The organism is Myxococcales bacterium, assembly GCA_022184915.1.
GTDB lineage: Bacteria > Myxococcota_A > Polyangia > Fen-1088 > Fen-1088 > JAGTJU01.
Genome location: JAGTJU010000004.1, coordinates 119757 through 142117, shown reverse-complemented (window position 1 = coordinate 142117; position 22361 = coordinate 119757). Strand labels below are relative to the sequence as shown.

Annotated in this window: 18 protein-coding genes; 4 read left to right on the top strand and 14 right to left on the bottom strand. The window is 65.2% G+C overall.

What is annotated here, in order from left to right:
* The first annotated feature begins 74 nt into the window (after positions 1-74).
* The gene (locus tag KA712_15580) at positions 75-866 is read left to right on the top strand and encodes a PIG-L family deacetylase (GenBank protein ID MCG5054385.1); all 792 of its coding nucleotides are present in this window, start codon (positions 75-77) and stop codon (positions 864-866) included.
* Positions 867-890: 24 nt separating this feature from the next.
* On the opposite strand, the gene KA712_15575 is transcribed toward KA712_15580, so the two are convergent.
* The 9 genes from KA712_15575 to KA712_15535 all read right to left on the bottom strand — a co-directional run bounded on the left by KA712_15575 (position 891) and on the right by KA712_15535 (position 10030).
* On the bottom strand, positions 891-1025 hold the full coding sequence (locus tag KA712_15575) for a hypothetical protein (protein ID MCG5054384.1): 135 nt from the start codon (positions 1023-1025) through the stop codon (positions 891-893).
* A gap of 1220 nt (positions 1026-2245) precedes the next feature.
* Entirely contained in the window at positions 2246-3343 is a 1098-nt protein-coding gene (locus KA712_15570) for a fructose-1,6-bisphosphatase (GenBank protein MCG5054383.1), read from the bottom strand.
* A gap of 83 nt (positions 3344-3426) precedes the next feature.
* Positions 3427-4434, bottom strand: a complete 1008-nt coding sequence (locus KA712_15565) for a WecB/TagA/CpsF family glycosyltransferase (protein ID MCG5054382.1) — start codon at positions 4432-4434, stop codon at positions 3427-3429.
* Positions 4431-5579, bottom strand: a complete 1149-nt coding sequence (locus KA712_15560; protein MCG5054381.1) for a glycosyltransferase family 4 protein — start codon at positions 5577-5579, stop codon at positions 4431-4433. The genes KA712_15565 and KA712_15560 overlap by 4 nt, the downstream gene beginning before the upstream one ends.
* Positions 5576-6118 (bottom strand): hypothetical protein, encoded by a 543-nt coding sequence (locus tag KA712_15555; GenBank protein MCG5054380.1) that lies wholly within the window; start codon positions 6116-6118, stop codon positions 5576-5578. The genes KA712_15560 and KA712_15555 overlap by 4 nt, the downstream gene beginning before the upstream one ends.
* A gap of 21 nt (positions 6119-6139) precedes the next feature.
* Positions 6140-7051 carry a hypothetical protein gene (locus tag KA712_15550; protein MCG5054379.1) on the bottom strand — a complete coding sequence of 304 codons (912 nt, stop codon included), beginning with the start codon at positions 7049-7051 and terminating at the stop codon, positions 6140-6142.
* Between the two features lie 34 nt (positions 7052-7085).
* Complete coding sequence (locus tag KA712_15545; protein ID MCG5054378.1) at positions 7086-7823, bottom strand: sugar transferase; 738 nt, start codon at positions 7821-7823, stop codon at positions 7086-7088.
* Positions 7824-7851: 28 nt separating this feature from the next.
* A complete protein-coding gene (locus KA712_15540; GenBank protein MCG5054377.1) occupies positions 7852-9546 on the bottom strand; it encodes a hypothetical protein in 1695 nt (564 codons plus the stop codon).
* A gap of 151 nt (positions 9547-9697) precedes the next feature.
* A complete protein-coding gene (locus tag KA712_15535; protein MCG5054376.1) occupies positions 9698-10030 on the bottom strand; it encodes an STAS domain-containing protein in 333 nt (110 codons plus the stop codon).
* A 151-nt stretch (positions 10031-10181) separates the two neighbouring features.
* Between KA712_15535 and KA712_15530 the strand changes: the two genes are divergently transcribed.
* A complete protein-coding gene (locus KA712_15530; GenBank protein ID MCG5054375.1) occupies positions 10182-12611 on the top strand; it encodes a response regulator in 2430 nt (809 codons plus the stop codon).
* Between the two features lie 27 nt (positions 12612-12638).
* Here the strand turns inward: KA712_15530 and KA712_15525 are convergent, their stop codons facing one another.
* Positions 12639-13340 (bottom strand): hypothetical protein, encoded by a 702-nt coding sequence (locus KA712_15525; GenBank protein MCG5054374.1) that lies wholly within the window; start codon positions 13338-13340, stop codon positions 12639-12641.
* 233 nt (positions 13341-13573) lie between these two features.
* Between KA712_15525 and KA712_15520 the strand changes: the two genes are divergently transcribed.
* Entirely contained in the window at positions 13574-14053 is a 480-nt protein-coding gene (locus KA712_15520) for a hypothetical protein (GenBank protein MCG5054373.1), read from the top strand.
* Positions 14053-15768 carry an LruC domain-containing protein gene (locus KA712_15515; protein MCG5054372.1) on the top strand — a complete coding sequence of 572 codons (1716 nt, stop codon included), beginning with the start codon at positions 14053-14055 and terminating at the stop codon, positions 15766-15768. Before KA712_15520 ends, KA712_15515 begins: the two co-directional genes overlap by 1 nt.
* A 96-nt stretch (positions 15769-15864) precedes the next feature.
* Here KA712_15515 and KA712_15510 read toward each other — a convergent pair whose 3' ends face one another.
* The 4 genes from KA712_15510 to KA712_15495 all read right to left on the bottom strand — a co-directional run bounded on the left by KA712_15510 (position 15865) and on the right by KA712_15495 (position 22159).
* On the bottom strand, positions 15865-16353 hold the full coding sequence (locus KA712_15510) for a hypothetical protein (GenBank protein MCG5054371.1): 489 nt from the start codon (positions 16351-16353) through the stop codon (positions 15865-15867).
* A 111-nt stretch (positions 16354-16464) separates the two neighbouring features.
* Positions 16465-18570 carry a hypothetical protein gene (locus KA712_15505; protein ID MCG5054370.1) on the bottom strand — a complete coding sequence of 702 codons (2106 nt, stop codon included), beginning with the start codon at positions 18568-18570 and terminating at the stop codon, positions 16465-16467.
* Positions 18571-18584: 14 nt separating this feature from the next.
* Positions 18585-19310, bottom strand: a complete 726-nt coding sequence (locus KA712_15500; GenBank protein ID MCG5054369.1) for an ABC transporter ATP-binding protein — start codon at positions 19308-19310, stop codon at positions 18585-18587.
* Complete coding sequence (locus KA712_15495) at positions 19307-22159, bottom strand: TIGR03960 family B12-binding radical SAM protein (protein ID MCG5054368.1); 2853 nt, start codon at positions 22157-22159, stop codon at positions 19307-19309. The genes KA712_15500 and KA712_15495 overlap by 4 nt, the downstream gene beginning before the upstream one ends.
* Between the last annotated feature and the right edge of the window lie 202 nt (positions 22160-22361).

The following is a 22361-nucleotide window of genomic DNA, read 5'->3' as shown; positions in this document are numbered from 1 at the left end:
AGGCCATCATGGCGCAGCCCGGCCCTCCGCTGCAGGCGCGGAAGCGGCTTGACCTTTGCAGGGCCGGATTTCCCATGTCCCTTCGTAGCCTCGCGGTCCGCGTCCTCGACGACGTCCTCGAAAGAACCTGCGCCCCCATCGAGCCGGCGGGCCGCGCGCTGGTCTTGGCCCCCCACCCCGACGACGAGACTTTGGGCTGCGGGGGCACGGTGGCGCGGCTGCGTGCGCAGGGACATCCGGTCTCCGTGATTGCCTTCACGGATGGGCGCGGCTCTCACCCCAATCATGCAGACCCCGACGAACTCGTACGCCAACGAGCAAACGAGCTCTTGAACGCAGCGCATTGTTTAGGTCTGAGGAGCGAAGACGTTCAGGCCTGGAACTTTCCCGACGGAGCGCTTCGGCAACACGAAGCTTTGGCCGTGCGGCGCCTTCGCGCGGCCGTGGACGAGCTACGTCCCGAGACTCTTTTTGTACCCTTGCCCGTAGGCGAGCATCCGGACCACATCGCTGCTTACTGGATCGCCCGTTCGGCGCTTCGGGGCACTGGCACCGGACTCGACGTGTTCGAGTACCCGGTGTGGTTCTGGCGACACGCCCCCTGGGTCTCGCCGCCCCCCGGACAGCGGCGTGCTTTGCTGCGGACCTCGCTTGCCCGTGGCTTCGGGGCGCAAGCCTTGTCCGTGCTCAACGCGAAGGTTGACGTGCGTTCACAGCTCGACGCCAAGAGGCGAGCCCTTGCGGCGCACGCGTCCCAAGTCGCCGACCCGTCCGGCGCAGCCGCCGGACTTCGCACGGTGTGCGACGGAACCTTCCTCGCGCGTTTCTTTACGGGCACGGAGTTCTTCCGCCGCTCGGCCTGGTGACCCGCGTCGGCCGCGGCGTCGACATCAGCGGTTCGTAAACGAAACGAGTTCGGCGACGTTCCTCTTGCTACCAACGAACAGCGGGGTCCGTTCGTGCAGTCCAGACGGCAACACGTCGAGGATCGGCGTTCGGCCGTCGCTAGCGGCAATGCTGTTCACTTAAGAAACCTCGTAACCATCTGAAAATATTGTGCAATTCATCTTGACAAGGCCCGAGGCTGCGAGCGCCGGCCTTCATGAGCCTGCTTCGTGGACCTGGCGATCACTTTCGAGCGTTCTTCAAACTGACCAGTGGCTGTGCGGACAAGTTCGACCGGACACGGACATGGAGCGCCCGCAGCGTCTTGATGTGGCTGATGGTCCTGACGATGCCGGACCGAAAGATGAGCTATCGACGGAGCTTGCGGATCGTGGCGTACTACGGGCGCAAGGTGTTCGATTGGGCGAAGGTACCGACGTTGTCGTCCATCAGTGAAGCAAGAAAGAAGGTCTCGATCGAGACATGCCGTGGGTTGCTGCACCAGCTGGTCGAGCGGTGCGAGTCCATCATGCCGACTCCGAAAACCCCGTGGGGGAAACGTCGATTCATCGCGTTCGATGGAACGCGGGTTGTGTTGCCGCGCAGCGCGGATACAGCGAGGAAGATGGCGCGGCCGAAGCGGCCGAATGGGACGTCGGTGCACAATCCACAAGGGTTGGTGGTGATGGCTGCGGATGTGTTTCGCCGTCTTCCGTTGGATTGGTCCCTGACCGGAAAAGGCATCGGCGAGAGGACGTCCATGCAGAAGCTGGTTCACCGATTGCCGTTCAAGGCAGGCGACGTGGCCGTCATGGACAGAGGGTTTCCGAGTCGCCACCTGTTCTCAGCCTTGATTGAACATGGCGTTGACATCATTGCGAGAATGAGCGCATCGAAGGCGACGGCGTGGAAAGAGCTCAAGCCATTCTTGTCTTCAAACAAGAAGACCGCGAAAGTGACACTGACGCTTCCGGGGGCGAGAGGGAACATTGAGCTTCAGGTGCGCGTCGTCGAGCGCGACGCAAAGCCAGGCCGCCCGAGGAAAGGCACGAAGAACGAAAGGATGGTCATCGTGTCCACCTTGAGCGGAAAGGACGGATTCGATCGCAAAGACATCATCAAGCTCTACGCCTCTCGATGGGGAATCGAATCTCTCTTCAAGGAAATGAAGAGCTTCATGCAGACCGAGGACTTCCACAGCAAGAGCGTCCAAGGATGTGAACAGGAACTCATTTCCGCGATGATCTGGATAGCCCTGGCATCGTTCCTTCAAGCAGAAGCGGAGCGTACCCTTGATGGCCGACGCGTCGTTCGCGCAGACTGCCTACGAGCGGCCGGTGATCTGCTCTCTGCGATGCTTTCAGGAAAATCCATCCATGAACAGATGGACGATGACATCGCCGCCCTTCGAATGTTCGCGTACGCCCCACAACAAGACAGGCACTATCCGAGGGAGTGCAAACGTCCCTTCGGTCGCACCATCCAAAGGGGTGGTGCTTAAGTGAACAGCATTGTCGCTAGCGGCACCCCCCGCCTGCTCAGCAAGGAAGGCAATGGGGTTGGCCTCGTACATGAGTCGCAGTTTCCCACGAGGATGCGCGGCGGTGCCTGGGTAGAGGAACAAACCTCCTTTGCACAGAACACGGTGAAAATCGGCTACGAGGGCGCCAATGTAGCGGAGGGAGAACGGAGATCGCGTTTTTTCATGATTCACAAACGCTTGGACGGACGCGGGGTACGCATCCGCATGGCCCGCGTTGTAGCTGAGCGAGGGCGCTTCGTCCGGCATGCGCAGCCCTTCATGCACTTGAAAGAAAGTGCGACCACGAGGGTCCAGCACGAACACTTGCACGCCCTGCCCCACCGAAAACACCAGCCACGTGCTAACCCCGTAAAGCAAGTACCCCGCAGCAACTTGCTCCCTACCGGACGCGAAAGGCTGGCCCGCGCGCGGCGCCTCCGCAGAACGAAAAACAGAGAAGATGGAGCCTACGGGCAACCCACAGTCGAGGTTCGACGAGCCGTCGAGCGGATCGCACAGAAACAAAAAAGAACCCCGAACGGGACCCGTCGCCACGGTCAATCCCTCGCGCTCCTCCGAAGCGTAAGCGGAGACCAGCTTGTCATGGAACAGGCCAGCGTAGATCTGTTCATCGGCCTGTTGATCCAACGCATGCACCACCTCCCCGTGCACGTTTCTGTGATCCGTGTATCCGCCGGCGTCCGAGCTCGGCAACCCACGCAACCGCGCTTCGATGATCTTTCCCGACATCGCAAACGACCCGATGACTTTCGCAAGGGGATCGTTGTCGGGGAGACACCGCTCGAGATAGCTCTGGAGCGATTCCGGCTGCGGGACGGCATCAGCGACGCGGCGGGCGACAGAGGTGCTCATGCACGGAAGCAAAGCAAAAAGCCTGCCGAACCTTACGACGCCGGTGAATGTCCGCCGCGCCACGAGTGGGCGGGCCCCGTCGCAGCACCGCAGGGTGCCGGTGGCGAACACGAGACGAAGGTGTCTCGGAACGAGACGCCTGCGACTCAAGCGTGGAGCGGACCGGAGTCCCTCAGCCGCTGACGCATCACGCGCGCGAGAAACAAGGGGTTACCCAGGATGTACCGCTTCGCCATCCGACGGGGCTCCTGCCGAAGCCGGAACGCCCACTCTAGACCGAGATCCCTGACGAGCTGGGGTGCACGTGGCATGCGGCCCGAAAAAAAGTCGAACAGCCCCCCCACGGTGAGCGCCGTCACAGACGGAAGGCTGGCCAGGTTCGCGTGCGACCAGCGCTCCTGGAGCGGCGACCCCATGCCTACCAGCACCAACACCCGACCAAGATCTTTCATCGAATCGACGAGAGCGCGAGTCTCATCCTCCGTCATGAACCCGTGACGAACCAACGGGACCTCGAGGCCAGGGTGATTTGCTTCGAGACGCGCAGCACACGCCTCGGCCACACCCGGCGCTCCACCCACCAGCGAAAGCGGAACCCTCTTCGAGGCCGCAAGGTCACAGACGAGCGGTAGCATGTCCGTCCCGTTGAGATTGTTCTTGAGCGGCGTGCGAAGGAGCTTGGCGGCCAAACGCATACCAATGCCGTCCGCGAAGACGCCATCCGCCCGCGCCAGGCAATCCCTTAGAGCCGCATCCCGACACGCCACGTTGACGGCATGAGGATGGACGAAGTGAAACAGACGCGCCCTCCCCTGCGGCTCAGCGAACAGCAGCTCGAGGGCCTCCTCCACGTCGAGATTGTCGACGGGCGACACGAGCACCTTCGTTCGCCGCACCGATCCCCGCTCGGGGCTCGCCGCCACACGCGACACGAGCGCTTTGAGTACGACAGCGGCGTCCCGGGTGACACTGCGGTGCGCGAGGGCCAGCTTCTCCTCACCCGACAAATCCTGGTAGTCGAGCCCCAGGTTGCACCGGGCCTCGATCGGGGAGACGAAGCCCGCGGGCGCCCCCGGATCGAGCCGTGGCCCCACCAGCGGCGCCCGACCACGCACGACGTCCCTGAGAGCCGCTGGACCTCGTAACCTGTTCACGATGATGCCCCCATGGCCTCACGACAAGCCCGCACGAGGGCCGCGGCCGTCGCGTCCCACGAGAACGTGGCCGCGTGGAGCGGGCCGTCCAAGCGCGCGCGGCTTTGCACCCCCTCGTCCGTAAGTACGCGGTCCAAGGCATCGGTCATCGACGACACGTCGTGGGGATCGCACAACACACCCAAGGGGCCCACCACCTCGGGAAGGGCCCCCGTCGTCGACACCACAGGCGGAACACCGGCCGCCAGCGCCTCGAGCGCCGGCAGGCCGAAGCCCTCGTAGAGGCCAACGCAAGCCAAGGCGGTGGCCCCCTTGACGAGGGCCTCGAGATCGGAGCGGGGCACGAAACCCAGGAGCTTGACGCGCCCCTCGAGCCCGAGGCGCGTGACCGCCGCCCGCACCGCGGCTTCCGCCCCCCAGTCGGCGCCCGCGAGCACGAGATCAACGCCATGGCGTTGGCTCACCGACGCGAAAGCGTCGAGCAAACGCAGATGATTCTTCCCCGGCAACTCCAAGCGGGCGCCGTAAATCAAAAAAGGTCGCACCAGCCCATAACGCCGCCGGACCTCGACGACGCGCGCGGAAAGCTCGACACCATCCGCAAAGCGCTCGGCCTCCACGCCGTTCGGGACCACCAAAACATCCCGAGGCGTCCGGAGCACCTTGCTCAGATCACGACGGGTGCTTTGACTTATTGCCACGAGCTGAGTCTGCGCCTCGAGAGCCGCCGGAAGCACGCGGGACACCCAAACGTCCCGCAGCCATCCGAACTTTCGAGCCACCTGGAGGAACGCAAGGTCGTGCACCACCGTGACGGTCGGAAGGCAGGGGCGATAGGCAAACCTGCGGTTCCCTGACGGCATCAGCAACACCTCGGCACCCCGGGCGCGAGCCAGTCTGTCTACCGCGAGCAAATGCAGCGCCGCCGACACCGCGGGCTTGCCTGCCCACGAGGGCAGAACGATACGTGTGGCACCGGCGGCATAGGGAGCGTAGGCATCGAGTTCGTCTTGCGTGCCGATCACCTGCAGGTCGTCCGAGGGTCCACCGAGGGCGGCAATCAGGCGGGGAAGCACGGCGTGGACCCAGGCGCCAAGCCCCGAGCGACCCCTATCGGTTCCCGAAAGCGGGATGGCGAGCCTCAAGCCCCGGCCTCCCCTGGGCGCGTCGGCCGGATCACCCGCGCCGGAGCGCCGGCCACAACCGAACGCGGCGGCACCTGACCGCGCACCACGCTGGCCGCACCTACGAGAGAGCCCTGGCCAACATGGGCGCCCGCCAACACCGTGGCGTTGTTGGCCAACACCACGCCGTCATCGATCTGCGTGGCCCCCCTTTGCAGGGTTACGCCGTGCATGACGGTACAATTGGCTCCCAACTTGACTCCGTCGCCGATCACGATACCGAACGGATGCGGCAATCGCAGCCCCGGGCCGATGTCATCGCTCCAGACGTCGATGTGAAATGCAACCTTCAGCAGCACCGGGAGGCCCCAGGCTCGCCCAGACACCGCCTTGAGCATACTCGCCCCACGCAAGAGCCCGAGAGCCCAGAGGGAAGGGTCCGACACCAGGGCCAAGCCAGTGCCGCGGCGCTTCGCGCCCGCCCTGACCCTACGCACGTCTTCCCCAAAGCGTGCTGCATGATCGACGAAGCGCTCCCACTTCGATACGAGATCTCTCATCGGGTTCACCTACGAAGCTTCCTAGGGCAGCACGACCCTACGCTCTCCCAGCAGCAATGGGTCGCGCAGGTCAATGAACGGCCCCTCCCCAGAAAGTCCGCGCATTCCTCGCGGCGAAGCCACACACCCCGTGACGGACAAGCCTTCGCCGATGATCGTGTTGGGCTCCACGATGGCGTCGCGCACCTTCGCCCCGGGCTCGACGAGACAGCCCGCGCCCAGATCGACGAAAGGTCCCACGGAGGCCCCCTCCAAAACCACCGCTTGCGGGCCTACGAAAACGGGACCCACGACGTGCGCGCGCGGGTCAATTTTCGCCCCCTTGGCGACCCACACGCCTGCGCCCCAGTGCGCCCCGTGCACGACCACGGCGGATGACGCCCCCACCGCCTCCGCAAGCAAGCGCCCGTCGAGCGCCGCCCCACCCGCCCGCAACGCGGCCCCCGCGGACGTGATCTCGAGCGCCCATCCGGGAACCATCGAGCGCACCGGCTCCGTGTCCTCGCGGCTGAGCAACCAAACCCTCGTCAACGCAAGGGGGTCAAACCACCAAGACAGCGAAGACACCTCGCCCTCAACCGATTCACCTGGAATCGCCATCCGGAAGAGCCAGGCGGGGTCGAACCCCATGAGGGTCGCTTCCCGGATCACCAGAAAATGGTGTGGCAGCGCTATCCCGGCCGCCTCTACCATGTCCCGAGACGACATCTCGTCAGCCCCCGTCACAACCCGCGCATCCCGGGCCAGGGCGGGCTCGTCAGCAAGCATGCGTCGCGCGTGCTCCCCGGAGCCATCCTCGTGCAGCTCGACCGCGATCTGCTCGATGCCATGGGCCCGCAGAGACTGAAGCTGCCGTCGTAGCAACGAACGACCTGCGACAGGGAATGCCCCACAGCCCTGCGACTTCGGGTTCCGTCGAATGAGGCACAGCATGATGCGACCCTTTCACCTCGGGGAAACACGGAGCTCAGTAGGCGCCACGACCGGTGAGAACGGCCGGTACCGTCTTACCCAGGATCGTCAGCTCCTCTGTGACCGTCGTCCTGTCGATGTATTGAAGATCGAGTTCGACCTGCTGCTCGAAACTGAGGTCGCTGCGCCCACCCACCTGCCAAAGGCACGTCAGTCCGGGCTTGGCTTCGAGTCGCCGCAACGCTCGAGGAGAGTAGAGAGCCACCTCGCGCCAGACGGGCGGACGCGGGCCCAGCAGGGTCATGTCTCCCCTGAACACGTTCCAAAGCTGAGGCAGCTCGTCGATGCTGAATCGTCGCAAAATGCGTCCCACAGGCGTCACACGGGGGTCTCGCCGAATCTTGAATCGCACCCCGTCAGTCACGCCTTGTTGAGCCACGGCCAAAGCCGACTTCAACTTGTCGGCACCACAGATCATCGTGCGAAACTTCCAGAGCTTGAAGGGTCTGCCACCGCGCCCCAGGCGCTCTTGCGAAAAGAACGCGGGCCCACGACTCGAGAACCGCACCGCCACCACCGTGGCCGCAAACAGGGGCGCAAGCATCAGCAGCGCCACTCCAGTCACCACGATATCGCAGGTTCGTCGAACGAACGGCCCAAGACCCACGAAGCGGAGGGACACGAGGCGCCGCCATCGGCGCGCGCGCGCCAACCACCGAGGAAGACCTCCTCGCAACGCGGGTGGCATTCTGTCCAGCTTGCGAGAGCGGTTTTCTGCGCGATGTGCGTTCATGGATGACTCCTTCGGCGACACGACCGGTTCACTGCGATAGGCCTGGGCTGTAGGCGGCCCAATAGGGCCCCGCCTCACCGACCTGCTCAGGTTCATCAGCAAACTCTGGACCAAGATCGATGACCACGAACGCCATCCGCCCCGGGTTTCCGAGTTGGCTTCGGAGGCGAAAGAGATCCCATGGCGAGAGCGCCCCGCCACGCAGTACCACAAGAACCCGGGCGGCCGCCCGGGTGAGACGACGTACCTTCTTCGCCTGCGGCTCGCCATCGACGACGGCCAGTCGTACGCGTTCGCTTTGACCGTCTCGCGCTGAGACGAGGCGGGTCTCCAAGTGAGACACCAGGGTGCGAACCGTAGATTGATCCTCTTCACACGCAGCCACCACAGCAGTCGACCCGCCGCCTTCGCTGAGCCCGCCCAAAAGCTGCGCGCTCAAGTCCTCGAGATCGCCCGGTTCACGGGGCCAGCCCGCCGCTGCCACGACGGGTGCTCCCCCCCAAAAAGCCACCTCCTCAGGCGTCGCGGGCCAAAGACGAAGAAAGAACCGGACGACAGCCATCGCAAATACAAAGCCCAGCAGCGCGAACGGTAGAACGAGTGCAGCGGGCCTGCGATAAGAGCGGTTCGGGTAGATTGGCAAGCTCGGCGCAGAGACGATACGAAACCCGACCTGCGGCTGTAGGCTCTCGGCTTTCGCAACGGCCAAGGTTCCCTCGAGCTCGATCACCCGCTGTTTGGCGGCCGCGAGCTGGGACTGGAGTTGCGCCGCGCGACCTTCGAGTGTCGCCAAACGCTCGAGTCGCTCGGTCGCACGTTTCTCGAGAACCTCAAACGCGGCGGCCTGGCGCTCAGACACCCTTCGTTCGACCTCGGCCAGCGTCAGCCCCGAGCGAAGCGCCTCGCGCTGCTGGTTCATTCCGAGTACACGCTCGGGCCGAATCACCTCTCCCTCACCTTTGGACTCAAGTTCTCGAACGGCCGCCTCCAATCCCCTGACAATCGGATGGTCAGGGGTGAGTGCCGCTGTTTTGGCGGCGAGGTCCGTCCGGAGCGCAGCAAGCCTTCGTAGCGTTTCTCGCGACTCGGTCTCACTCACGATCACTTGGGATGGCTCCGTTTTGAGAGCCGCTCCCATGAGGCCCTGCTTCGTCTGATGTGCCTCCGCCGTCACCAGGCTCCGGTAGGCATCGCTTCTGAAGGCGGAGACCTCTTTGACGGCTGCGTCCCGCTCAGCTTCGAGATCCCAGACGCCGTGCGACAGTCGAAAACCGTCGTAGGCCGCCTGAGCCTCCATCAGATCACGACCGGCCTTCGAAAGGGCCTCCTTTTGCGATGCAACCGCTTCTTCGGAGCGCTTCACCTCCATCTCGCGTCGGCTCTCCAAAAAGACCTTGACGGTTTGCGTGGCCAAGATCCGGGCTGCTTCGGCTGACTCCTCATGCGCCCACAACACCACGACATTCGAACTTTTGTCGGGTCGCACCTCGATCTTGTGGGCAAGGGCGTCAAGCGTACTTTCGATTGCCAATGCTTCGCGGATGGCGCCGAGATTCTCCGGAAGCTTGAGCGTACCCAAGATCGTCTGCAGGTCCCGACCAGACCCCAGTACATCCGCAGCATCAGCCGGCTCCCAAAGCAGGACCACCTCCGAGCGAAACGTCCGAGGTAGGAATCGGGCGGCCGCCAAGGAAACCGCCACACATGCGAGGAAGCAGAACACCCAGAACCACCTCGCCTTCCAAAGAGTGCGAAGAGCACGGCGGGGTGAGACCGGCCACCCCCACCTACGCCGCAGCTGCGGCGGGGCAGGAGCCGGTCTCGTGGGGCCACCGCTGTCGAGCTCGAACAAGGGAAGCGTCCTCGGAGAGCGGTCAGGCGGCGGCCCGTGAGACGGCTTGCTCGGTGGTCTCGCAAATCTCAACCACCTCGTCGAGATGCGTGACGTTTGCCACGGTGCGCGCATAGCGCGACAGACCGACCAGAAACAAGCGAGACGAGTCCGTGAGCTTCTTTGCAAGGCGAACGAGACAGCTCACCGCCAAACTGTCTATGAACCGAACGTTGCCGAGGTCGACGATGACCACGGTGTTTGGGGCCGTAACCAAGGGCTCGCAGCGCGAGAGCAGCTTGAGGGCCACAGCCGCATTCAGCTCGCGGTCTTCGACTTTGACGATCTGGGTTCGGGCAGGAGAGACATTTTCCATGCTTCGACCTCTCTGCAGAAAGTGGACCGCCCACATCGTGTCGAAGTGCGGCGGATGCGTCACTCGGGCTCGCGGGAGGGGGCGCTTCGACCTGGCAGTGGCTCGGGGGCGTGGGAACAGCTCTTGCGGTAAACGGGGCACCTGCTGGCCCATGAACCCGTGCACCCTTCAAGGTCTACCGGCATCCCAGTTCGGGCAGGCTTTTCCCTTCCACTTCGTCTGTGACAGCGCGCTTCGCATCATTCAGGTGGGCGAGGGCTTACTCAAGCTCGTCCCGAGTGCTGGACAAGGACTTTCGCTGGGCGAGGTCTTCAGTGTTGCTCGGCCCATCTCGGCGAAACTCACCCTCGAGACGCTGAAACAGCATCTTCATCGGCTGTTCGTGCTCGACGTCATGCCTCAACCCGAGCAGCCCTACGTGCGTTTTCGGGGGCAAGCGATTTGGATCGAGGAAACCTCGCGACTCGTTTTTCTCGCAAGCCCCTGGCTCACAGCCGTCGGTGAATTGGCTCGCCTGGGGCTCACCGTGAATGACTTCGCCACGCACGACCCGGCAGTCGACCTGCTCCTGGTCGTGCAGGCACAAAATGTGGCTCTCGCCGAGGCACGCACTCTCTCAGAGCGCCTCGAGCGGAAACGCGCGCAGCTGCTGGAGGCGAAAGAGATCGCCGAGGCAGCGACAAGGGCCAAGAGCGCTTTTCTTGCCAACATGTCGCACGAAATCCGCACGCCCCTCAATGCCGTGTTGGGCATGACGTCGCTGCTCCTCGACTCCCGGCTCTCCGAGACCCAGCGGGAGTTTGCCGAGACTGTCAAGCGTTCGGGCGAGATGCTCTTGGCTCTCATCTCCGACCTGCTCGATTTCTCGCGCATCGAGGCCGAAAAGCTCGAACTCTCTCCTCGCCCCTTCGCGATGGAATCGGTGCTGGACGACGTCGTCGAGCAGGTCAGCATGATGACCGCCGAGCGCGGTCTCGATCTCGTCGTTCGTCTCGATCCGGCGGTACCCCGCTTGCTCGTAGGAGACGCCGCAAGGATTCGCCAGATCCTCTTGAACCTCGTGGGCAACGCCGTGAAGTTCACCCCACAGGGGCGGGTGAGCTGTATCGTTTCGGGAGAGCCCGCGAACGATAGCGACTTTTCGCTCTCGATACGGGTCGAAGACACGGGAATCGGCATCCCTCCCAGCGTTCAGTCGCTTCTGTTCCAGCCGTTCTCTCAAGGAGACAACGCCACCAACAAGCGGTTCGGAGGCACAGGCCTGGGTTTGGTCATCTGCAAACGTCTTCTCGACTTGATGGAGGGCAAGGTCTCGTTCACCAGCGAACCGGGGCAAGGCACAACGTTCTCTATAGCGGTTGTCTTGCCCACGGAGGCGGCGCACCCTGACCCCTGGGCCCCGCATGTCGCGCGAAAGGTCTGCTTCGTCGCCGCCGCGCGAGACGAGCTGAAAAGCTTCGTAGCGGAGTTGCGAGACCACGGACTCGACGCCACCCTTTTCAGTCCCCCCGCACTCCTGAGTGAAGCGAATCTGCTTGCCTTGACCTCCGAGGGGAGCGAGATGGTGATCGTCGAGCGCGCCGCCATAGAGGACGTCGAGGCGTTCGATGCCTTCTGTGTCGCACAAGGCTTGATCCGCCGCGTGGCCGTGGCAGCCTCCGTCCCCGCCACCGCGACCGAGTCCCTCCCAAGGACCGTGGCCACCCTGCCACGCCCCTTTCGGCGGCGCTCGCTCAGGCACTGGCTCAACGGTCGGGACCGCACATTCTCGGTGGACGATGGCTCCCGGGCTCGTGGCTCTGGCGTGGGGCCTCGCGTGCTCCTCGCGGAAGACAACGTGGCAAACCAGAAGGTCGCCCTGGCCTATCTTCGTCGCGCGAACGCTGAGGTCCACGTGGTCTCGGACGGGGCCGCCGCCGTGGCCGCGCTCGAGGGCCGGGGGTTCGACCTGGTCCTCATGGACTGCCAAATGCCCGGCATGGATGGGCTCGAGGCATCCCGCAGGATTCGCGCCCTGCGCAATGGGCGGCAAGACATCCCGATCATCGCCCTCACCGCATACGCACGCCAGGAAGACGAGGAGATGTGCAGAGCCGCGGGCATGAGCGACTTTCTCACGAAGCCTCTGGACCCCTTTCGGTTGATTGAGGTCGTGGACCGGTGGTCAGAGGGGATTGGCAGCCCGCGGGGCGCGCGAACTATCGTGAAGCAGGTCGATAGCTCGTGGAACGGCCTCGCGATCGTCGACGAGGACTGTCTTCGGCAGCTCGAGTCCTACGAACTTCTCGACGACATCCTGGACATCTTTTTCAGCGAATCTCCACTCTACGTACAGCGTCTCAAACAGGCATCGATGGGCCGGGATGCGGTGTCCGTCTCCCGCCTTGCCCACGCATTGCGGGGATGCTCGTCGAACCTCAATGCCGCGAAGCTGATGGCGATTTGCCAAGTCGTGGAGGATTCAGCGCGGAAAGGCAGCCTCGAAGGCATCGACGAGCGGCTCGTGGCTCTCGAGGGCTGTTTAGCCGAGCTTCACGCGGAGCTCCGCACGAGACGCAGCAAGACCGCGACGGCCGGTTGACGCCACGGACTCATTCCCCACCCGGGGTCAGACTTGCTCGGCGGACTCCACCACCACGCGGAGGGGTTGCCGGACCCGTTGCCCTCCCAAGGTCCGCAAAGCTTGCAACCGATCTTCCGTGAGCTCGCTGCCCTTGGCGATGAGAAGAAGTCCATCGGTGCGCCTGACGTCGTCGGCCAGCAAGGCGCCCACCTCGACCTCGGTGAGCAGCCGCTCCCGAATGGATGGCTCGGGAAACTCGAGGCCAAGGAGGTCTCTCAGCCGCTGCACGGCCCACTGACCCTGGACGGGGGTCTCGCCCTCCAGGACGGCATGCGCGATCGTGGGCCCCACCCCCTCGTCGGTCAGAGCACACCACCGAAAGGCCACGCGCACGGCGAAGGCAGCCTTCAGCACGAGCACCTCCGAAAGGTCCGTCCGGCTGCCATGACCTTCGGTGAGGCGCGTCGTCCGGGCGCTGGCCACGAGGGGCAAAAGACCGCTGCGCTCCACCACCCACCATGCGGCTTCCATGTCCTTCACTCTCATGCCCCGGGAGAGCAGAAGCATGGTGGCCGTGTCCGCCCGTGAGCGCGCCTGAAATCGGGCCCAGCGCATGACCTCGTCCGGTCTTTCGCCACGGCCAACCAACTCGATGATGTCGATGGCCACATCGATCCAAATCGCCACATCACCCGTGGCGCGACAAAGCGTCTGTGCGCAGGCGCCGGCAGCCATTCCCACGCTCATGACTCACCTCTTTGGAATCCTACGCGTTCGTTCATGCGAACTACCGACGCTGCAACGGGTGTGCCGTCGCTCGAGGCTGGAAGATCACGCTGGCCTCGAGCGCGCGCGCAACCAGGCGTCTCGAAATGCGACACCAAGGTCTCAAGCCGAGAGGAACGAAGGCCTTGCGCCGCTCCCAAGCACACAGGTCCCTGGCCCAGCCTTTGCTCAAGTGGTTCGGCATGAACAGGCACATGTCGATCGGGGTGATCATGATGCTCGCCTACGCGGCCTGCGCGAGGCCAGAAGTAGAGGGTGAGCCAGACGGGCTCGTGGATGCGGGCACCGACGCCGGTGACGCCGGCCCATCGAGCGCCAGTTGGCAGCTGGTCGAAGACCAGGAGGTCAACGTGAGCGTCGTCTCCCAGGGCGTCAAGCTGAAGGGCGTTTCCGTCTTCGTCAGGGAGCAGCGCTCGGAACCCAATCAGCCCGGAGCGCTGCTGTGGCAAGGCGTAACCAATGACGTTGGGGACGCGAGGGGACGCTTTGCGACGAGCGCGGACGCGCCTCGCACGTATGAGGTAGTTCTCCATCGCGCTGGCTTTCTCGGCCCCTACGACGAGGAGCGCCGCCGCGCAGCGTACGGCCCCTTCGCACCTTCCAGCTGGGTCTCGGTCGAGGGCGCCGCTCTCGAAGCGCTGGTGGCGGAGTTCACGTCCACGGAGGTCCGCTGATGACTCGTCGATCTTTGGCCTTGATCATTCCGCTCGCGCTGGCGTCGTGGTCTGCAGCCGCCGTCAGTCCGAGCGGAGAGTACCAGGCGGTCCCCGCAAACGTGACGAGTGCGATAGGTCGCATACTTCCCGAAAGCAGCGCCGTGGGGCAGTCTTTCCTCTCTACGGCCTACAGCCCGAACGCAAAGGTGACGGCGCCCGCAACCATCAGGGTCACCTTCGTTCACGAGGGGGCTGGTTACCGCAATTCCTTGGGATGGTTCACGTATGACGAAACGGGCTCCGCCATCCGCATCCGTGAACGCGGACTCATCTTCCCGAATGCCTCCTTTGCCGACCCCAACCTCGGCTGGGGAGGTGGGGACCTGGTCACCGGAGACGCGATGACACTTCGCACGAGCAACGGCCAGATCAAGGTCTTCGCCCCCGGTGACAACGTCGGATTTTTTCTCGTTGCCAACGGGTGGAACGGGTCCAGCGTGCGGGGCTGGTCAGCCACCCCTCCCACCCCCAGCGAGTTGCCTGCGACGAATGCCGCTGGGCAGGGCACATATACGACCGTCGATGGCATCAACCCCGAGGTCGCCGCCGGACGCCCCGACTTGGCCCGGCACGTCGCCATGCTCAAGCTGACGGGCGTGGGAGATGCACCCGTCTACCTCGTCGGCTTCGAGGACCTTCGGAGAACCAGCGGCGCCGACAACGACTTCAACGATCTCGTTTTCATCGTGGACGCCAATCCTCTCGAGGCGATCGCGGAGACCCAGGTGATAAACTACGTAGCCAACGTCAACGATCCTGACGGAGACGGCGTTGAAGGGCTCCAGGATCACTTCCCCAATGACCCGCTGCGGGCCTTCGTGCAAGTCACGCCCACGACAGGCGTTCAGACACTGGTGTTTGAGGACAACTACCCTCTCGTGGGTGACATGGACTACAACGACGTCGTCGTTCAGTACTCCTTCGAGGAGGCCCTATCGGCTGAGGGTACGATCCGCGACGTGGTGGCAACGTTTCACCTCATCGCTCGGGGAGCGGGCCTCGACCACAGCTTCGGGTTTCGTGTACCACTTGAAAATCCCGCACTTCAGGGCACGGTGACGGTAGAACGTTTCCGATCTGACGGCAGCCACCCAGCCGTCGACGTGGCGCAGCTGTCGTCCCTCATCACCAGCGAACCTTCAGGTACCTGGCTCACATTGCCTCAGGTATTTGCCAGCACGAAAACGGACCTCGCAGCGCCTGATTCGCCCTATACGAACACGGAGACCCCCACCTTCGAGGTGGCGCCGGCCTCGGCACGGGTGAAGGTGACCTTCTCGTCACCCGTGGCACGCTCCGTCCTGGGCCTTCCGCCTTACGACCCCTTCATTCTCATCAAGCACGGTACCGAGACCTACGACGTTCACTTGGCAGGCCGCAACGCGTTCCACGTCCGGCCTTCCGGGCTCCCCACCGAGACGGGTGTCTCCGCGTTCATGGACGACGCGGGGCACCCCTTCGCGATGATCGTTCCCTGGGACTTCCGCTTTCCGCTTGAAGCGGTGCCCATCTCGAGGGCCTTTCCTGAATTTTCCACGTGGAGGGCCAGCCAGGGTACGAAAGCCAAGACTTGGTACGCCACGCCCGCCACAGGTTCATCGCCCGCCGTCTCGGGACCGGTGTCCGTGCAGGTACGAAGCCGCCCCTGGTCCATTGGACTATCGAGCCCTTGAAGCCCTTCGTCTCGATGAATGTTTCGAGGAAAGCCGCACCCGTCACCCGGGTGCGGCCCACGGTAGCCTCACAGGCCACCGCCCCACGCCGGCGCGTTACTCCACCGACTGGCGAATCACCACGTGGCTCGAGGGGCTTCCTGCGCCCGTGGATTCCTCGGCCGTCACCAGCACGACGAACTCGTCAAAAGCGCTCGTGGCCTGCAGACGGCCCGTGCGTTCGTCGCTATCGAACGAGAGTGTGCCCGCCTTGAGCGGAGCCTGATCCTCAGCCGTGAACCACACGACATAAACCGAAGCGTCCTCTGCCACGCGCTCGGGCGGCGGCAAGTTCTGGATGTCGAGGCGCACCATTTTGTTGCCGCCTTCGAGCCGCTCCACCTCGATGTTCGCGTCCGCGCTGGCGGCAGAGCCCGCTCCCGTGACGAAGTACTTCGAAGGCCCACCGCAACCAACCGCGAGCCCCGCGCCCCCCAGCAGCACCCATCCCAGCGCAAAGCGCGACACCACACGGAAGGACATCTGACGTACAGGGCAAATCGACACGAAGGGGATGTTCATCTCCAAGGCTCCTTTCAAGAACATGGGGCGTAAAAAACGCCCGCGGGCCCGTACCTTACACCTCTTCGGTCGGCGGATACAGTCCGGCTCCGGCGGTCACCACGCCGCTCCTGGGTCTGGCCCCGAACGCACGGGTCACTGAAAGACGAGCGTCATCCGCACGAGCACCGCGGGCCAGACACTTCCCGAGGCGGCGTACACGCCCGCCGCCACGAAGTGCACAGCCATCCCGAAGGGCGAAAGAGGCGCGGCGGCCGCGAGGCTGCCCACGACGCCCGACACGAAGACCGCACCAAAGACGCGCCCTGGGCGCGCCCCGAAGGCCTCTTGCACACCCCGCTGCAGCAGCGCCCGGAAGGCAAGCTCTTCGGCCAGCACGAAGACCAAAGCCGAGGGCGCAGCCGGGGCAAGACCGCGCCGGGCAACGGCAAGCAGCCCCGTGCCCACAAGGAAAGCGCCTGCCCCACGCAAAAGCCGGGAGACAAGGCCGGGCGCCTCCCCCCGGACAGCCCCGCGCTGTCTCCAGATCCCGAAGGCATGAGCGCCCATGCCGAGCGCCAGCAGCGCCGCCCACCCGGCCTGAACCAGCTGCAGCTCACGGGTGGTGCCCACGGGGGCAAAGGTCACGAGCTGCGTTCCGGCGAAGAGCAAAATCGCCGCGAGAGCGCCGTCTCCAGGCGTGATCACCCGCGTGCGCTCGGGATCCATCGCCAAAGCCGCGCGCGAGAGTCCCGTCGAGAACACGAGTGCCACCGCCGCAACGTAAAGGCCCAGGGTACGCCACGCCACTTCACCTTCGCGCAGCAGGGCCAGGTTGAAGAGCCCCGCCACGAAGAAGAAGACGTACACAGCGCCCGGGGAAAGCGCGCTTTTGCCCTCCAGCGACAGATCCGCGACGTTGCACCCCACGCCCACGGCCAACATCGTCACCAACACGCAGCCCACGACCACACGCAAAAAGAGCCAGCAGAGCCCACCCACCGAGATCGAGGCCACCGGCGCCAAGGCCCAGGTCGCCCAAAAAGAAAGGGCCCCCACGCCCACCACCCACAGGCTCCAGGCGACCCCTTTGGCGGCCATGAGGCGCCACAAGGGAACCGGTACGCTGCGCAGGATCCAAAACGCCCGGCGCTCGCCCTGCATGTGCGCCAGCGGCCCCAGCGTGGCCAGATACGCAGCCAGCGAGTACGAAAGGAGCGCCACCCGGTTCGGGTCGCCGGCAAAGACCTCGGCTCCCGCCGCACCGAACACCTGAACCCCCACGAACAGCACGGGCATGGCCAAGAGCGCCACGAGCCGGGTCCGATCGCGAACGAGCGAACGCAACTCCTTGCCGGCCACGCCCAGCGGGCGACCGCGCCGGGACACGTCGCGCGCCAGGGGATGCGAGACAGGCAGGCCCGCATCCTCCCACCCCCGGCGGCTGGCCCGGCCCGCAAGGCCAGCCGCGGCGGCCACTGCGGCGGCGGCGAAAACCACAAGGCCCGCGAGCCCCACGCACGCACGCACGCCCTGGCCTTGCCCCAGGGAGGTGAGCGGGAGGACCAGCCACCCCAGCGGACCTGCATTGACGAACCCTGCCCACGGCGTGACGAGGCTGACGAAGCGTTCGGGCTGGCGCAGAACGAACGAGGCCACGAGCCAGAGCGCCGCCACCGCACTTGCCGAGAACAAGCCGAGCGCGGTCTGCACGAGCCGCCTTTTGCCCCGGGGCAAAGCCCCCACCACGTAGAGCGCCAGGGCCTGCCCCAGGGCCCCGAGCGTGACCTGCATCGCCCACGACAGCGCCACCGCGACGAGGATCCCTGGCGCGCCCAAACGCCAGACCAGGGCCACCGCCGCAAGCCAGGGCACCAGGAACAAGGACCCAAAGACGTCGAGCACGGCCGAGGCGAGCGCGCGCGCCACGACCAGGGTCGGCAAGCCGACGGGCCGGGACAAGAAGAACTCGTTTTCCGGTGTGCCCGCCAGGATTGCGTCCCCCCCGGTGACCTTCGCGGCGAAGCTAGCGAGCACCAGGCCGCCTGCCATGAGCGCCAGCGTGGCAGCCTGCACGGCAAACGGTGCCCGTGCCGCCACGACCTGGAAGGCCGAGACGAAAAGTCCCACGTAGGCGAGGGGCAGTCCGAGCGCGAGCACGCTCACCCAGCGGCTGCCCGAGGCCCCGCCCCGGCGAAACGCGTGCAGACCATGGCGGAACCGAAAGCGCACCAGCAGCGCCGCCACACGCCAAGGGGACACCGCCTCCGCCCTCCTCATGTCCGCGCGGTCAGCGCCAAGAACACGTCCTCGAGCGACGTCTCACCTGCGGCGCCATGCAGCCGCCGGAGCGCGGCCGGCTCGTCCACCACCACGAGCCGCCCCGCCCGGATGATCGCCACGCGGTGACAGAGACGTTCGGCGGTCTCCAAGAGGTGCGTGGACAAAAAAATCGTTTTGCCGTCACGGGCCAACGACGCCACGAGATCCTTCATCTGGCGTGCGGCCACCGGGTCGAGACCATTGGTGGGCTCGTCGAGGATCAGCACGCGTGGGTCGTGCATCAGCGCGGCAGCCAAGGCCACGCGTTTTTTCGTGCCGTGCGAGAACGTCAAACACAACTGTCCCACCTCGGCGCCCACGAAGCGTTCCCCAAAGTCACGCGCCGCTTGGCGCGCGCGGAGGCCCGAAAATCCGTGCAGCCCTGCCACCATCTCGAGAAACTCGAGCCCGGTGAGGTAAGGGTAAAGGAACGGCTCATCCGGCAAATAACCCACGTGCCGCTTGAGCGCCACCGCATCGGCGTGACAATCCTGGCCCAAGATCCGCGCCTGACCGCTCGTGGGCCGCAGAAGGCCCATGAGCAAGCGGATCGTGGTGGTCTTGCCCGAGCCATTCGGGCCCAAAAACCCCATGACCTCCCCCGCGCGGACCTCCAACGAGAGCTCGTCGAGCGCGATCTTGTCGCCGTAGCGTTTGGTCAGGCAGAGGGTTTCGATCACGCCAAGGGGGGTTCTATCACGGCCTCTGCCGGGGCCGCGGCTTCGGGCTCGGTGCCCCCCGCCGCGGTCAACGCCGCGAGGTCGAGCACGTCCACGTCCTGCCCCGCGGCGCCTTCCCCCATGAGCGCCAAACGCACGAGCGTGAGCCCCGCCGCGCGCTCGGCGCCCAGCAAGGCCGCGGCCACCTCGCTCGGCCGCGCGTGCCCCTCGGCCCGCGTCTCCACCACGAAGGTGAACGCCGCGGGCACGTCACCGTCCAGGATCTGGGCCAGCGTCTGCCGCGTCCCCGCCTCGGCGGCTCTCACCCCGCGCAAGGTCTGCCGCACGTCGACCCGGCGGCCCACCCCGTGTTTGCCTTCGCGCACACAGGCAAGCTCGCCCTCCTGCGCAAAGCGCGCCACGACCTCGTCCACCCACGCCGCCGTGGGCACCACGCACGCGTAAGACGCCCTCCGGATCACCTTGCCAAGACCGCGATCGGAGGCCGAAAGCGCCACCACGTCCGTCACGGTCACCCCTTCGAGACTCACCTGCCCCAAGCGCTGCTTCACCACCTGGGGCGGCACCGGCTCGGTGAGGCTCACGTCGAGCACCTCACCGAGCGACGGCACACCCAGGCCCAACGCCGGGCCGAAGGAGATCTCGGGACGCGGACGAAAGCCCGCCGTGTAAAACAGATCGAGCCCCGCTCTGCGGAACGTGCGAGGCAGGTGCCTGACCAGGTCGAGGTGCGACAGATACACGAGTCTCCCGGTCTTCGTGTAGCGCACCCGGTAGCGGTGCTGCGTGAGTGACTGCGCAAAACGGGTCGGTGGCTGCGACGCCTTCTTCACGGGGGTCAGGCTCTCGAGAGACGACGGCTCTTGCACAGGCGCCGATGCCGAGGCCAGCGCGGGCGGCGTCCAGGCGTTCATCCGCCTCAGGAAATAGAGTCTCTCCTCCTTCATCTGGCCCAAATCACAGGCCACGCCACAGTGGTAACAGACCAGCTTGTCCTTCGTGAGTCCACCCTCGGCCGCGGCCACGTTCGTGTGGTGAAGCAGCTGCGCGAACGGCTTGCCACAGGGGGGCGAGAGGCGATCCTTGAGGGCTTTTCGGTACTCTTTGAGCAGAAAGTCCGGGGCCAACGCGATGTCGATGTGATCCCAGGGCAGGCGCGCCGTGACCGGAATGGTGCCGAGATAGCGCCCCACGTCCAACGACGGATCCCGCTGCATACAGGCCTCGATCGCCTGGTCCCATAGCTCGAGCCGTAGCTGGTCTTCCCACCCATCGAAGCGACAGCCCAACCGAAAGGCGGCCTCGAGGACCTCGGCCACGCGGCGATCGCCGCGCGAGAAGATGCCCTCGAGGTGAGACTGGTGATTCTCGTGCACCTTGAGGTCCACCTTCAAGCGCTTGGCCGTCTCGGCAAGCAGGGCCTGCTTGCGCGCCGTTTCGATCTCGGTGTCCATGGCCACCCACTGAAACGGGGTGTGAGGCTTCGGCACGTGCGTGCTGACCGAAGCCGTCACCTGCGCCGCGCGCAGATACTGGCGGCCCACCTCCCGCACCCGCGCCGCGGTTTCGATGATGCCCTGCACGTCCTCGTCCTGCTCGGTGGGCAGGCCGATCATGAAGTAAAGCTTCATGCGCTGATACCCGCGCGCGAACACGCGGTGGGCAGAGGTCGTAATGTCGTCTTCGGTCACGTTCTTCGTGATCACGTCGCGCATGCGCTGAGTACCGGCCTCGGGCGCAAACGTGAGCCCCTGCGCCTTCATCGTGGCCATTTCACCCAAGAGATCGTCGTTGAGGCCATAGGCCCGCAGCGACGACACCGACAGCGTCACCTTCTCGTCGCGCAGCTTCGCCATGGCCGCCTTCACGAGCGGCGTCACACACGAATAGTCAGCCGTCGACAGGCACGTGAGCGACGTCTCGTCATAGCCCCCTTTGCGCACGCCCTCGACGAGCGCGTCGAGCACCTGCACGGGATCGCGCTCGCGCACGGGTCGATAGATCATGCCCGCCTGGCAAAAGCGACAGCCTTCGGTGCACCCCCGCGCGATCTCCACGGCCATGCGATCGAAGATGGCCTCGGCGTAAGGCAGCGGGCTGTCGTCGGGAAAAGGAAAGCGGTTGATGTCGTCCACCCACACGCGGCGCGGGCGCGCAGGCACCCGGTCCTCCACGGGCGGCCCCACCACCACGAAGCCCACCTCGGGTTCGACCACCGTCGTGTAAAGCTCGGGCACATAGAGCGGGTACGCGGCCGCCAAGCGCACCAACCGCTCCCGGCGCGGCACGCCCGCCGCGCGCAGCTCGGCGAACGCCAAACAGAGCCCGGGCAGCTTCTCCTCGGCCTCACCGATGAAAAACGCATCGATGAAGGGGGCCAGCGGTTCAGGGTGCGTGGCCGTGGGGCCGCCCGCGATCACCAGGGGGGCCTCGTCCCCCCGGTCGGACGACCGCAACGGCAACCCCGAAAGATCCAGGATGTTGAGCACGTTGGTATAGGTCAGCTCGTACTGCAGGGAAAACCCGATGACGTCGAAGCGCGCGAGGGGCTCCGTGGACTCCAACGTGACGAGCGGCAGCCCGCGCGTGCGCAGCTCGGCTTCGAGATCGACCCAGGGCGCGAACACCCGCTCGCAGGCGATGTCGGGGTGTTTGTTGAGCACGCTGTACAGGATCTTCGTGCCCAGGTGAGACATGCCGATGTCGTAGACGTCGGGAAAGGCCAGGCAGACGCGGGCCTTGACCGTACCCGGGTCCTTCACCACCGCGTGGTACTCGCCTCCGATGTAGCGCGTGGGCTTGGCCACGTCGGCCAGGAAGTCGGCGTAGGGGTGGCGGGTGCTGGGCATGGGGCTCGAGTGTAGCAAGGCCGGCCGTTCCGCTCGGTGAGGGACCGTGCCCGGCGTCCGAACCCTGACGTGAATGTCAGGATGTGAACACCCACGCCCCGCCGAAGGTCGCGGGTCACCCCGAACCCCTGTGCATCCGACCTGCGCATTTCCCGCTGAATCATGCGGAAACGGAGCCGGGCCGCGCCCGAGCCCCGACGAT